General features: G+C 71.2%; 10 protein-coding genes and 1 pseudogene. 4 read left to right on the top strand and 7 right to left on the bottom strand.

The features are described from left to right. Window positions 1-64: 64 nt before the first annotated feature. Window positions 65-2,359: an ATP-binding cassette domain-containing protein gene (locus tag ACH4NX_RS00580; RefSeq protein ID WP_398127232.1), complete on the bottom strand. Its 2,295-nt coding sequence runs from the start codon at window positions 2,357-2,359 to the stop codon at window positions 65-67. Between the two features lie 202 nt (window positions 2,360-2,561). Continuing rightward, window positions 2,562-2,903, bottom strand: a complete 342-nt coding sequence (locus tag ACH4NX_RS00575; RefSeq protein WP_351401112.1) for a DUF5132 domain-containing protein — start codon at window positions 2,901-2,903, stop codon at window positions 2,562-2,564. A 405-nt stretch (window positions 2,904-3,308) separates the two neighbouring features. On the opposite strand from ACH4NX_RS00575, the gene ACH4NX_RS00570 reads away from it, so the two are divergent. Beyond that, complete coding sequence (locus ACH4NX_RS00570; protein ID WP_351401110.1) at window positions 3,309-4,664, top strand: glutamine synthetase family protein; 1,356 nt, start codon at window positions 3,309-3,311, stop codon at window positions 4,662-4,664. Window positions 4,665-4,721: 57 nt separating this feature from the next. Here ACH4NX_RS00570 and ACH4NX_RS00565 read toward each other — a convergent pair whose 3' ends face one another. Together ACH4NX_RS00565 and ACH4NX_RS00560 are read right to left on the bottom strand one after the other, a co-directional pair. Next, entirely contained in the window at window positions 4,722-5,279 is a 558-nt protein-coding gene (locus tag ACH4NX_RS00565) for a GNAT family N-acetyltransferase (RefSeq protein ID WP_398127231.1), read from the bottom strand. After that, window positions 5,276-6,448, bottom strand: a complete 1,173-nt coding sequence (locus tag ACH4NX_RS00560) for a type III PLP-dependent enzyme (protein ID WP_351401119.1) — start codon at window positions 6,446-6,448, stop codon at window positions 5,276-5,278. Before ACH4NX_RS00560 ends, ACH4NX_RS00565 begins: the two co-directional genes overlap by 4 nt. A gap of 728 nt (window positions 6,449-7,176) precedes the next feature. On the opposite strand from ACH4NX_RS00560, the gene ACH4NX_RS00555 reads away from it, so the two are divergent. Continuing rightward, window positions 7,177-8,211, top strand: coding sequence for a ketoacyl-ACP synthase III (locus ACH4NX_RS00555; protein ID WP_351401105.1), 1,035 nt, complete (start codon window positions 7,177-7,179; stop codon window positions 8,209-8,211). A gap of 197 nt (window positions 8,212-8,408) precedes the next feature. Then, a complete protein-coding gene (locus ACH4NX_RS00550; protein WP_398127230.1) occupies window positions 8,409-9,404 on the top strand; it encodes a helix-turn-helix domain-containing protein in 996 nt (331 codons plus the stop codon). 52 nt (window positions 9,405-9,456) lie between these two features. On the opposite strand, the gene ACH4NX_RS00545 is transcribed toward ACH4NX_RS00550, so the two are convergent. After that, the gene (locus tag ACH4NX_RS00545) at window positions 9,457-9,957 is read right to left on the bottom strand and encodes a hypothetical protein (RefSeq protein ID WP_351401101.1); all 501 of its coding nucleotides are present in this window, start codon (window positions 9,955-9,957) and stop codon (window positions 9,457-9,459) included. 245 nt (window positions 9,958-10,202) lie between these two features. Then, window positions 10,203-10,652: pseudogene (locus ACH4NX_RS00540) on the bottom strand (hypothetical protein); the annotation flags it as partial. Between ACH4NX_RS00540 and ACH4NX_RS00535 the strand changes: the two are divergent. Then, window positions 10,569-10,808, top strand: a complete 240-nt coding sequence (locus ACH4NX_RS00535; RefSeq protein WP_398127507.1) for a hypothetical protein — start codon at window positions 10,569-10,571, stop codon at window positions 10,806-10,808. The pseudogene ACH4NX_RS00540 and the gene ACH4NX_RS00535 sit on opposite strands and share 84 nt — an antisense overlap. Here ACH4NX_RS00535 and ACH4NX_RS00530 read toward each other — a convergent pair. Then, window positions 10,792-12,687: an NAD-binding lipoprotein gene (locus ACH4NX_RS00530; protein WP_351401099.1), complete on the bottom strand. Its 1,896-nt coding sequence runs from the start codon at window positions 12,685-12,687 to the stop codon at window positions 10,792-10,794. The two genes, ACH4NX_RS00535 and ACH4NX_RS00530, sit on opposite strands and share 17 nt — an antisense overlap. Window positions 12,688-12,826 lie beyond the last annotated feature (139 nt).

Below are 12,826 nucleotides of genomic sequence, written 5' to 3'. Positions count from 1 at the left end.
GCGGGGCACGCCGGAGCGCGCCGACCGCGGTGTCGTCACGCGGTCGGCCGGCCGGGGTCCGCGGTCAGGCGGCGGGTTCGCCGGCCTGGAGTTGCCATAGGGACGCGTAGAGTCCGCGCCGTGCGAGGAGTTCGTCGTGGGTGCCCTGCTCGGCCACGACTCCGCCCTGGTCCATGACGTAGATGCGGTCGGCGTGGCGGACGGTGGAGAGCCGGTGGGCGATGATCAGCATGGTCCGGTCGGCCGCGAAGCCGCGGAGTGTGCGCTGGATGGCGGCCTCGGTCTCGTTGTCCACGGCGGAGGTCGCTTCGTCGAGGATCACGACCGGCGCGTCCTTGAGGATCGCGCGGGCCAGCGCGATCCGCTGTCGCTGTCCGCCGGAGAGCGCGGCACCGCGTTCGCCGATCACCGTCTCGTAGCCGTCCGGCAGCGCCGCGACGAAGGTGTGGGCCTCGGCCTTCATGGCCGCCTCGACCACTGCCTCGTCCGAGGCGTCGAAGCTTCCGTAGCGGATGTTGTCGGCGATGGTGCCGTCGAAGAGGAACGGGTCCTGGGCGACGAACCCGACGGCGTGGCGCAGGTCGTGCCGCGACAGTTCGCGCACGTCCCGGCCGTCGAGCAGTACGCTGCCGAGGTCCACGTCCTGGAACCGCATCAGCAGTCGGGCGATCGTGGTCTTGCCCGAGCCGGTGGCGCCGACGAGGGCGGTGACCTGCCCGGCCGGGATGGTCATCGAGAGGTCTTCCAGTGCCGGCGTCCGACCGGGGTAGGCGAAGGACACGTGGTCCAGGGCGATCTCGCCGCGCACCTCGCCGACGTCGACCGTTCCGCCGGTGCCGTCGGCCTCGACGGGCAGGGCACGCAGTCGCTGGACCCGGTCGTAGGAGGCGAGTGTGCGCTGGTACTGGTCGACGATGCCGCCGAGCCGGCTCATCCGCATCAGCAGCATCTGGGGCAGCCCGATCAGCGGGCTGAACACCTCGAAGCGCAGGGAGCCGTTGAGCACGGACCGGCCGCCGATCAGCAGCGTGCCGGCCATCGAGGCGGTGGTGCAGGCCCGGACGGTCTCGGCGTGCCGGATCGTGCTGCGGTCGGTCCGTCGACTGCTCTCCTGGGCCGCCTCGCTCAACTCGTCGATGCGCTCGGCCTCGTGGTCCTCGGTGCAGAAGCTCTTCACGGTGGCGCCGGCCTCCAGCGAGTTGATCACCTGGCTGCCCAGCCGGGCCCGCCGCTCGCCGGTGACGGCGTAGTCGGCCGCGGCCTTGTCCTGGTGGCGCAGCGACAGCCAGGCGACGACCGGGATGGGCAGGAACGCGATCCAGGCGATCTGGGGGGCCAGCAGCAGGAACGCCGGTACCAGCAGGGCCAGGCTGGTGCCCAGTTGCAGCACTTCGTTGGCCGGGCCGGCGAAGAAGGCGCCCAGCTGGCCGACGTCGTCGGTGAGCGCGCCGGCCACCCGGGTGGTCCGCTCGCCCTCCAGGTGCCCCAGTTCGAGGTGCTGGACATGTCGGTACGTACGGCTCCGCCAGTCGTGCTCGATGTCCTGGCCGAGCCGGCGCCACTGGAGGCTGGAGGCGTAGGAGAGGCCCGCCACGGCGGCGCACGCGGCGGCCACCAGTCCGGCGAGGCCCAGGAGTTGGGCGGACGCGGTGGTCAGTCCGAGGCGTGCCAGCGGAGCTGCCTCGCCCTTGATGAGGACGAGTCCGGTCCAGCCGAGGAAGGTGCCGAGCGCCATCTCCGAGACCTGGCAGGCGACGGACAGGGCAGCGGCACGGGTGAGGCGGCGGCGGTGCGGTCCGACGATCTCCAGCAGGGGGTGCCGGTCGGCGCCGGACCCGGCCGCGTTCCGGGACGCGTCGGCCGTTGTGTCCCATGCCTTCCTGAGAACGGCCGCGGTCGCCGCGGTGACCCCGCCCAACGCCACCAACTGCCTGCTCAGCGTCGATCCCTTGATCAACGCGATCCCTGCCGCGATCCCTCCGCCGACCGCGAGCACCGGTCGTACGACCAGGCCGCGGTCCGCCCGGGGGGCCGGTGCGGCGGCGGGCCGGGCCGGCGCCGCCCCCGTTCCGGTCGGGGCGCCCGCGATCAGGGTGACGGCTCTGCGGACGATTCGGCCGACGTCTGTGGCGTGCACCCGCGCTTCGTGCCGGACGAGCACCCCGCCGGTGACGGGGTTGGCCTGAGCCTCGGTGATTCCGGGAACGCGGCGCAGCGCGGCGGTGAGGACCTCGGCCGTCCGTGGCCGTCCGAGCACCAGCCTGACGTCCCAGCGCTGGCGTCCCGGTGTGACCGAGCGCGGACGCGCGTCCACTTCCACGGAGCGGGTTTCTGCTACGGCGCCCAGTAGCGATGACATGCGTACGATCACCTGTTCACGGAGGTCACGGATAGTCCGTCAACGGGCGCGGCGGAAATCGGCGCACGGCGGATTACTGCGACAGAGCGAAATGTCCGAGGGGAGTGGAGGTACGGCCGAAAGGCCAACGGCCGACCACCGCGAGGGCCCGTCTTCCGCGGTCGGCGGCAAGACGCGCCCAGGCGACGGAAAGGGCCGCGCGTCAGGGCGTCTTGCCGGCGCTGGTGCTCGTGCTCGTGCGGGTCCTCGGGATCCTGCTCTCGCTCTCGACCCGGTCGCCCGCCTTGTCCTTCTCGCCCTTTGAGGCCGCGCCCTCGGTGGGCGGGTGAACGTCGGCGGAGGCGATCTGCGACGCCATCACGTCGGCGGCCACCTCGGCCGCGAGGTCGTTGATGTTCTCTCCGGCCGCGTGGGCCGCTTTCTTCACTTCCATGACGACACCGACGGATGTCGTGACGACACCTCGCACCAGTGGTTTGAAGAGACGCTTGGCCAGGGGCGCGGCGATGAGACCGATGAGGAACGGCGGAACGATGGGGGGCATGATGCTCCAACCTCTTTACGCAGAGCAGATTCACTCAGAGCAGATGTACGACAGGGCGCCCGGGGCTTCGTGCACCCCGAGCAGGCACAGCGGGGAGGGCGGAATCATCCACCTCCGGGGTTTTCACGTCCCGTGCCGGACGGCCTGCCGGGTTGGAATTCCTTGCCGATGCGGTGAACCGTCCGCTCCTGGATCACCGTAGTCGAGCCATGTCCGGCGAGGCCAAACGGTCCCAGCGGTTTCACTCGTGCGAGTGTTATTCCTGCTCGGAGCGCTGCGGACGCGGTAAAAGGCACTCACTAAGCGACGCGTTTTCCCGGAGAACCGATTCCTCTCTTGCACGGACGAGTGAACCACCGGCCGACCGCTGGCGCACCGGCTGCCGTGAACATCAGCATGACCGGCATGGCCATCACGTATCCCCGAGCTGAGCGGGCTGCCCGGGCCCGGGCAGCCGAAGCCCAGCTCGCCGCCGACGGAATCGACGGGGTGGTGTTCGGCTGGGTCGACAACGCCGGGCTCACCCGGGTGAAGTCCGTCCCGCTCGCCCAGCTCGCACACGCCGCCGAGTACGGCGTCGGCGCCGCGCCCTGCTTCGACGTCTCCCTGGTGGACGACTCCTTCACCGCCGCGCCTTCGAGTACCGGCCCGGTGGGCGACCTGCGGCTCGTCCCCGACCTGGATCGGCTCGTCCCGCTCGCCGCCCAGCCCGGCTGGGCCTGGGCTCCGGCCGACCGCTACGCCCAGGACGGCACCCCGCATCCCGGCTGCCAGCGCGGCTTCGCCCGCCGGGTCACCGAGGCCGCCGAACGGCGCGGGCTCTCGGTGCAGGCCGGCATCGAGGTCGAGTGGGTGGCGGCCGACGCCGCCGGGGACCCCGCGACGCTCGCGCCGGCGTACGGGATGACCCGCTTCATCGAGCACTCCGACTACCTGCGGGAGGTGCTGCGCGCCCTCACCGACCAGGGACTGACCGTGCTTCAGCTCCACCCCGAGTACGCCGCCGGGCAGTTCGAGGTCTCGGTCGCCGCCGAGGGACCGGTCGAGGCGGCCGACACCACGATGCTGGTACGCCACACCGTCCGGGCCGTCTCCGCCCGGCACGGCCTGCGGGTCTCGTACGCGCCCGTCTTCACCGAAGGCTCCCTCGGCAACGGCAGCCACCTGCACCTCAGCCTCTGGCGACAGGGCCGCAACCTCGCGCACGGCGGCCCCGGCCGGCACGGGCTGCACCTCGACGCCGAGCGGTTCCTCGCGGGCGTACTGGCCGAGCTGCCCGCCCTGCTCGCCCTCGGCGCGCCCAGCGTCGCGTCCTACCTCCGGCTGGTCCCCTCGCGCTTCGCCGGGGCCTACCGCTGCTGGGGCCTGGAGAACCGTGAGGCGGCGCTGCGCCTGATCACCGGCTCCGCCGCCGGGCAGGCCAACGCCGAGTTCAAGTGCTTCGACGCCGCCGCCAACCCGTACCTCGTGGTCGGCGGCGTACTGGCCGCCGGGCTCGCCGGCCTGGAGTCCGGCCTGCCCCTTCCGCCCGAGACCCCGAGCGATCCCGCCGCCCTCGTCCCCGCCTCCCTCGGCCCCGCCGAGCGCCTCCCGGCGAGCCTGTTGGAGGCGATCGACGCGTACGAGAAGTCCGCGCTGCTGCGGCAGGCGCTCGGTCCCGAGTTGTACGAGGCCGTACTGGCCGTCCGGCAGGCGGAGGCGAAGCTGTTCTCGGGGCACACGGACGCGGACCTCATCGAGGCCGTCCGCTGGCGCTACTGACGAGCAGCCGTTCCGCTCCTCGGGCTCCCGGTCGATGAGCGGTCGAAGACCCGTGGTTCAGCTCACGTCGGCTCCGGGTGAGGGCCCGAGAGCGGGGTCGTCAGCAGCGGGGCCCAGCGGCTTCGCCATGTACACCGCCTCGGCGCCATAACTCGCGGGCGGCGCGACCTCGGGCCGGGTGCGGTAACCCAGCCCGGTCCAGAACGCCTTGGAGCCGCACACGGAGACCAGTGCGACAGACCGGTAGTGGGCCGCCCGGCCGGTCTCCTCCAGGTGCCGCACCATCCGGCGGGCCATGCCCCGGCCGCGCACGCGCTCGCCGATCGCCAAGTCGTGGAGGTGCAGGTTGCTCCCCCGGCCGCTCTCCTGTGCCGGGCCTCCGTCGGCCCGACGCAGGTCCGGGCAGCAAAACAGCGGGTACGGCAGTGCGAGCAAGTAGCCGCCGAAGCCGCCCGCGTGCTCCAGCACGAAGCAGGTCGTGGGTGAGGCCCGGTGCCGGGAGCGCAGCGCCTCCCGCCCCTCGGACAGGCCGCCAGCGGCGTAGGCGCGTTCCTCGAGCGCGACCACGTCGTCCCAGTCCTCTTCCCGGAGCAGCCGGATCCGGGTGGCGGTCATGCGTCTCCTCCGTCCGGAGTCCGGCCGCCGACGCAGGTGTACGGCAGCGGCGCGAAGCCGTTGAAGCCGCGGGTGGCGTAGGCGGTGGCGTACGCGCCGCAGGAGTGGACCCACACCGGGTCGCCGGAGGCGATCGCACGGGGGACCCGTACCGGACTGCCCTCCTGGGCGTACGCGTCGTCGCTGTCGCAGGTCGGGCCGGCCACCACCGCGTCGACGAACTGCCCGCCGCGCTGGGCGGGGAACTCCAGGCGGTATTTCAACTGGTCCATTTCGTAGAGGCCGTTGAACTTGCCGCAGCTCAGATAGAGCCAGTCCTCACGGGTGCCGTCGAGCCGGTGCCGGGAGGTGAGCCGCGCCACGTGGGCGCGGATCGCTCCGTGGTCGGCGACCAGGTGGCGGCCGGGTTCCAGCAGGAAGTCCAGCGGGGCGGCGTTGACGGCGCGCAGCCGTTCCATGCCTTCACGGATCGCCGTGAACATCTTGTCCAGCGGCGGTACCAGCGGCCGGCCGCGCCGGTCGAGGACGCCGAGGGCGGGCAGTCCGCCGCCGAGGTTGATCCGCTCCGGGGTGATGCCGCGCCGGCTGAGCGCCTTCAGGACAGCGGCCAGCGAGTCGATCGCCGCGACCCAGGCTTCGGCGGTCATCTGCTGGGAGCCGACGTGCACGGACAGACCGGAGGGCACCAGCCCGACGGTGCGGGCGGCGTCGAGCACCCTCGGCGCGTCCTCGGGCGAGCAGCCGAATTTGCGGCTGAGACCCCACAGCGCACCCTCGCCGGTGCTCGCGATCCGGCAGAACACTCGTGATCCCGGGGCGTGTTCGGCGATCGCCACGACGTCCTCAAGGCAGTCGGTGGCGAAGTCGCGCACTCCCAGCCGGTAGGCCTCGGCGATGTTGCGGTCGGACTTGACGGTGTTGCCGTAGTGAATCATCCCGGGGGCCACCCCGGCGCGTAGCGCCTGGGCGACCTCCTGCGGGCTCGCCGTGTCGAAGCCGGAACCGAGCCGGGCGAGGTGACCGAGCACCTCGTCCACCGGACAGGACTTCATCGCGAAACGGATGGCGACACCGGGAAGTTCGGCGCACAGGGCGGCGTACTGGCGACCGATGCCGTCCAGGTCGTAGATGATGGCGTCCTCGGTGGCGGCGGCGAGCGCGGCACGCAGGGCGGGGTGGTCGTGCTGGACGGAGAGGGGCGCGCCGGACGCGTTCGAGGTAGCCGGTGCGGTCGGGGCGCCGTGGCCGGTTCTGCCGTGATCGGCTGCCCGGCGGGGTCCGGCGATCTGGTGCGGTCCGGTGATCTGAGGCCTCACGTGTGAACTTTCGGTACGACTGGGCAAAGGGGCGCCAAGGGCCTGCTGGCACGCAGGAGAGCAAGCAAGGGAGCCCAGAGGCCGGCTGTGACGCCCGACCTGGACTCCCTCCACTGCGCACTCTAGGCATTTCCGGAACCCTCGCCCGCACCCGCTGCGCACCCCGCGCCACGTGCCAGGTGGGGGCACGGCGCCGCCGTGGAGGACGTGTCCACACATGCCCCGCGGCGTCTCCCAGCCCCTGAATCACCCGAACGGCGTCGGTGCGGACCCCCTCCGCCTTGACGATCGGGTGCCACCGAACTCTGTCGGACAACTTCTGGAATATCGGCCGTCTGAATATCGGTACCGATTCCCCGGCCACAGCTGCACCTCAAAGGATGCCGGGTCAAGGAGTTGGGCATTTCCTCACGCTCACGAATTAACGCGTGCAGTCACATCCCGGGCTCCCGTGGGACGATTCGGCGGGGTTGGCGATCGACAGTTCAAGGGACGCCGAACCATTCGCGTCCGGTAAGGAAGGGAACGGATATGGGATTTCCTCAGGGTGAACCGATCGTGTCCGAGCGGAGCACTACGACATGACCGTCACCGAGGAGCGGACCCTGTTCCACCAGACCGGTGCCGGTCTGCCCGTGCCGTTCGCCATCGCCGGGACCGGGATGCACCTGCCACCGGCGGTCGTCACCAACCAGGAACTCACCCGCACCCTGGACACCAGCGACGAATGGATCACCAGCCGCACCGGCATCCGTGAACGCCGTCGCCTGGCACCACACTTGGCGACCTCCGACATGTGCGTCGCCGCCGCCGCCCCCGCACTGGACTCCGCCGGTATCACGCCCGCCCAACTGGACGCGGTCATCGTTGCCACCTACACCGGGGACCAGCCGCTCCCGTCGACCGCGCTGATCGTCAAGGACGCCCTCGGTGCCCACCGCGCCCTGTCCCTGGACGTCACCCAAGCCGCCTGCGCCTCCGGCATCCAGGCCATGCTGATCGCCGCGCACCTTCTGCAGAACCCCTCCATCACCACCATCCTGCTTCTCGCGGCCGACTGCGCCTCCAGGGTCACCGACCCCACCGATCGCACCACCGGCGTCTTCTTCGGTGACGCCGCGGCAGCCGTCGTCCTCACCCGCAGGGACACCTCCGGAGCGGGCCTGCTCTCCTACGACCTGGGCTCCCAGTTGTCCTACGGCGTCCAGATCCCCGCCGGAGGCTCCCGACTGCCGACCACCGCGGCCACCGTCACCGCGGGCGAGCACTACCTGCGCATGGACGGCCGAGCCGTCTGGAACGCCGCTACCACACGCCTGCCCGAGAGCATCACCAGCGCCGCCCACCGCGCCGGCATGCCGGTCGACCGGATCCGGTACTTCTTCCTGCACCAGGCCAACCTGAACATCCTCACCGAAACCATGGCCGCGCTGGACATCCCCCACGAGCGGGCCCCCGTCACAGTCGACCGACTGGGCAACACCGGATCAGCCGGCCTGTTCACCGCGCTTCACTCCACCATCACCGAAGGGGCTCTGGCCCCGGGAGACATCTACGTGCTCTCCGGGATCGGCGCGGGCTTCCAGTGGGGATCACTCTGTCTCCGGCACGTCTGACGGCCCACAGAGCCTGGCCAAGTGGAGGGCCGGGGAGCAGCGGTACCCCACCGGGAGGGCATTCGCGGCTATTGCGGCGGAAGGCGTGAGCCGGTGCGCAAGTCGCCGCCGTTCGTGGGGTGATGCCGGTGGCGGAGCGCGATCGCGCGCCGGTACGGTCGATCTTCACGGTGCGTCGGAGGGAAGGGTCGACATCCATGCTGCCCATGACGGTGTTCCGCACCGCGGACCTGCCGCGCGGTGAACGGTTCGATGCCTGGCGGGACTGCATGGACCGCACCATCGCGCCGATGGAGATCGTCTGCGACCGGCCCGCCGAGTTCACGGCCAGCCAGCACCTGCTGCGGCTCGGTCCGCTGGTCGTGTGGCGAACCACGTTCCGGCCGTGCCACAACCGGCGAAGAGCCGTCGACATCCGCAGGTCGGACCCGGAGCTGTACCACCTCACGCTGGTCCTGCCCGGCAGCGTGCCCCTCAGCACCGAGCAGGCCGGCAACAGCGGCATACACCATGCCCACGATCTCTACGTGATCGACACCTCCGTCCCGTGCGAGGTCGGGTCGCCGTTCGGCGACTCCCCGTTGGTGGCCATCGGGCTGGAGATACCCAAGGCACTGATGCCCCTCTCCCCCGCCCCCCGCCGCCACATCGACCGGCTGCTCGGGCGGCGCCTGTCCGGCCGGCGCGGCTTCGGGCTGCTGGTCGCGCAGACGCTGACCCAGCTCTTCGGCGAGGAGGGCGGCTACCGCCCGTCGGACAGCCGTCGGCTCGCCACGCTGCTCGTCGACCTGGTGACCGGGATGCTGGCGCACGAGTCCGAAACGTCGGCCGAGCTTGCGGACGAGAGCCGCGAGCGTGCCCTGGTGCTCCACGTCCGTGAACACATCCAGCGGAATCTGCACGACCCCGGGCTCTCCCCGGCCACCGTCGCCGCCGCCCACCACCTCTCCACCCGCCAGCTCCACCGGCTCTTCGAAACCGAGGACGAGACGGTGGCGGGGCTGATCCGCGCAGGCCGCCTCGATGCCGCCCGACGGGACCTCAGCGACCCCGCACACCGCGCGGTCCCCGCCGGCCGCGTCGCCGTCCGCTGGGGCTTCACGTCAGCGGCCCACTTCAGCCGGGCCTTCCGCGACGCCCACGGCGTCCCGCCGGGCGAGTACCGGCGGCGCGCTCTGGAGGTGGTGGAATGAGCTCGCCCGGGCCGGCGGGGCCCGGGCGAGCTCAGCTGTCAGCCGTCGGGCGTCAGGCCCGTCCCTGGCTGGACTGGATCGCGTCCGTGCCGTTGCCGTCGAACAACTTGACGGAGACGTAGGTGCCTTCGGGGATGTCCAGGTCGACGGTGCGGACATCGATCGTCTTCGCGGTGCCGGGCGCCTTGTACACCGACGACTTTCCGCCCGACCACGTCACCTGGGCGTAGAGAGCGTCACCGTCGTTCTTCGTGTCGTAGATCCAGAGCTTCTCGTCCAGGGGGTGGAACTCGACCTTGCCCACGATGTTGGAGGCAGTCCCCACCGTCGCCAGTATCTTGACGCCCACGCCTCCGGCGTCCTTGTGGAAGTAGGTCCCGTCGATCAGATCGCCGTGCGTGCACGGGCAGTTGTCCGTCGCCTGCCGGGTGACGTAGGTCCTCGGGTCGGGGTCGTACGCCTGCGCGGGGGTCGCGGCGACGCTGGTGAGCAATGTCGCGGCCGCGAGTGTCGCTCCGGACGTGAGCGCTGTGACCCTGCTTCGAATGCGCATGCTGGTGCACTCCTGGTGTCGGTGTCATCGGCGTGTCGGTGACGTCGGTGCGCTCGGCACGATCTGTGGTGTGCGCGGAACACGCCCGTGACCGTCTGCCGAGCCCCGACAGCTCGACGATGGCACGGTGGCGAGCCGCCCGGTGCGGGAGCGGACTGCCTGGCGCGGATGATCAAAGCGAGCCCGGCTTCCTGGCACTGATCGTCAACGGAGGGCAACGGGGACGTGTCGTTCGCGGGTGGGAGGCGCGCGATGTCGACGACGGGCCGTCCGTCCGTCGCGACCCGTACGGTTTCCGCGGGGGCCCTCTGGTCAAGGAGCCGTGCCTTGCGGACACTTCCCTCCCACTCCCACTCCCGCTCCAGCTCCGAGCCGAGTTCCCGTCCCACCAGCCGCTCGCGGGCGGTGGCGTCGGAGGCGGTGAGCGGGACTCCTGTGATACGCGCTCCCGCCCCCAGGGCACGTTCGGACATGCCCGTCGCCTCCGGCAGCACACTCATGGTGTTCGTAGGGATCAGGCGTCGGCAGCCGCGCTCGGCGAAGTTCGCCCACACGGCGGTCAGGTTGCTCTCGGTGATCTCCGCGCGGTGCGGGTCTCCCTCCGGAGCCGGATGCACCTGGCCCATGAAGTCGCCGTCGACGATCGCGTGAGCGAGCGGCTCGGAGCGCAGCAGCGCCGAAACCTCGCAGCCCACCGTCGTCTTGCCGACACCGGCTCGGCCTGCGACGAGCAGTACGTCCGCGTGGTCCATGAGGGCAGCGTGCCGGCGGCGGCCACCTCACGCGATCCGTTTTCGTACCCGGTCAGCGAGCCCGCCCCGCCGTCGCCGTTCGTCAGTCCCTGCCGATGACGATCACCTCGTCCTCGGCCGTCCACCGGCGTCGCTCGTCCTTGGGCGGATTGATCCGCACGCCGCCGGAGCTCGTCTGCGAAAGGTCGTGGTTCCGGTAACCGATGGCGCATTCGCTCCGGCGACGTGCCGCGGCCACCACCGTGGCGAAGGACGTCTCGCTGCCTGGCAGCACGTAGTCAGTGGCCGGCCGCAGGCGGACCCCGGTGCCGTCGGCGGAGAACAGCTCCTCGAACACCGCCGCCAGATGCCGGTTCTGGGAGATCTGTGTCATGAGGAGACCGATGAGCTTGCCGCTGATGATCACGTCGGCTCCGGGGCTGATGGGGGCCAGCGCCCGGTTCCGGTCGTCGATCAGTTCGGTGACCACCGGCAGTTCACGCCCGGTGGACTCCTCCAGTTGACGCAGGAGCAGGAGGGTGACGAGCGTGCGGTTGTCGGGTTCGTCCGGCGGCTGTCCCGGGACGGGGTCACGGCCGAGCACGATCACGCTGTCGTAGGAGTGCACGTCCAGGACTCGCAGGGTCTCGGGACGGGTGATGTCCCCGTGCCGCAGGGTCAGGCTCAGGCCGGTCCCGCCGCACTCGTCGGTTTCGCTCACCTGCCGGATCGTCGCCTCCCCGTGTTCCGCCACCACGTCGACAACAGATCCGGGCCGAGCGCGGCGGCGCAGTTGGTCGACCATGAGTGGCGCTCGGCGGTTCCAGCCCAGCAGGAGGACCCGCTCCGCTCGCGCGGGCGTCGCCGGGCCGGACGCCATCGCCGTCTCCTCGGCCAACTCCTCGCAGCCGTCCAGCCGGACCGTGTCGTCGTCGTGGGAAATGACGACGAGCAGGTCGTCCGGAGCGATGGGCGTCCGTGGCGGCGGGTTGAGCATGGGGGTGCCTCCTCGCACCAGTCCGACGACGCTCGACGTCGAGTAGGACAGCAGCGTGTCGCCGAACGGGCGGCCGACCAGGGCGGGCTCGGTGACCAGGTAGAACTCGTCGCCGGCGAAGTCGAGCAGTTCCTGGTGGACGAGGGAGATCCCGGGGCGGCGGGCAGCCTGGACGATCAGCCGGGCGGTGACGGTGTCGCTCTCCAGGACGACGCCGCCCGGTCCGGCGGCGAGCCGCGCGGCCAGGCGGTACCGGTCGTCGCGGAGGGCGGCGACGACGGGCGGGCGGGTCTTCTCCCCGGCCAGGGCTGCCCGGAGGGCCAGCAGTGTCTTGACCACCTCGGCGTCGGCGTCCGGCTCGTCGTGGGGCAGGATCAGCACGACACCGGCCGTGGCAGGGCTGGTCAGAGGGAGCACGGCCGGGTCGGTGGTGGGGCCGCTGCGGCAGATCAGCCGCGTACGGCCGAGAGAGCCCACCTTCGTGCCCAGTGCCTCTTCCATGACGGTCTTGTCCCGGTCGGCCAGCACCACCACCGCCGCACGCCGCTGGTTGGCGTTGGCGGCCACCAGCTCGCTCACGACGGTGAAGACCTGTTCCGACCATCCGAGGATCACGGCGTGCCCCTGTTCGAGCACGGTGGAACGGCCCCGCCGCAGCGCGGTGAGCCGCTCCGTGAGCGCCGTCGTGATCAGGCCGACGAGCGTCGAGACGTACAGCAGGGTGACCAGTGCGAGCAGCACCGACATCATCGCCCGCAGTGGCGTGCCCGTCGCACCGCCCAGCCGCATCGTCTCCCCGGTGAGGCGCCATACCTGCGCCAACCGGTCCCGCGGGGACGCCGGCGCGTCGGGGTCGGTCCACACCATCACCGCACTGGCCGGTACGACGACGGCCAGGCACAGCAGTGCCATCCAGCCGACGAGAGCCGCGGCACCGCGGGTCAGCGTGCTGTCGAACCAGTAACGGGCTCTGTCTCCGAACAGCGTGTGCCGCCGCGCCACCCTTCCCCCCTCCGTCGCCTCGCACTCTCGCGAGGGCGCGTCGGCGCCGCGTACGCGATGCGCCGCGCAGGCCCGCCGGGGAGTGCGATGTGGATACGCACGTCGCAGTCTGGAGGACCGATCACAGCGGCAGACGGAG

The sequence above is a fragment of the Streptomyces sp. NPDC017225 genome, from assembly GCF_044331465.1.
In the GTDB taxonomy this organism is placed as follows: domain Bacteria; phylum Actinomycetota; class Actinomycetes; order Streptomycetales; family Streptomycetaceae; genus Streptomyces.
This window is presented reverse-complemented; position numbering and strand designations above follow the sequence as displayed.

What these genes read in the sequence shown, in the direction of transcription:
- ACH4NX_RS00580 (WP_398127232.1), bottom strand. Translation starts at nt 2,359, where the DNA reads ATGTCATCGCTACTGGGCGCCGTAGCAGAAACCCGCTCCGTGGAAGTG.
- ACH4NX_RS00575 (WP_351401112.1), bottom strand. Translation starts at nt 2,903, where the DNA reads ATGCCCCCCATCGTTCCGCCGTTCCTCATCGGTCTCATCGCCGCGCCC.
- ACH4NX_RS00570 (WP_351401110.1), top strand. Translation starts at nt 3,309, where the DNA reads ATGGCCATCACGTATCCCCGAGCTGAGCGGGCTGCCCGGGCCCGGGCA.
- ACH4NX_RS00565 (WP_398127231.1), bottom strand. Translation starts at nt 5,279, where the DNA reads ATGACCGCCACCCGGATCCGGCTGCTCCGGGAAGAGGACTGGGACGAC.
- ACH4NX_RS00555 (WP_351401105.1), top strand. Translation starts at nt 7,177, where the DNA reads ATGACCGTCACCGAGGAGCGGACCCTGTTCCACCAGACCGGTGCCGGT.
- ACH4NX_RS00550 (WP_398127230.1), top strand. Translation starts at nt 8,409, where the DNA reads ATGCTGCCCATGACGGTGTTCCGCACCGCGGACCTGCCGCGCGGTGAA.
- ACH4NX_RS00545 (WP_351401101.1), bottom strand. Translation starts at nt 9,957, where the DNA reads ATGCGCATTCGAAGCAGGGTCACAGCGCTCACGTCCGGAGCGACACTC.
- ACH4NX_RS00535 (WP_398127507.1), top strand. Translation starts at nt 10,569, where the DNA reads ATGCACCTGGCCCATGAAGTCGCCGTCGACGATCGCGTGAGCGAGCGG.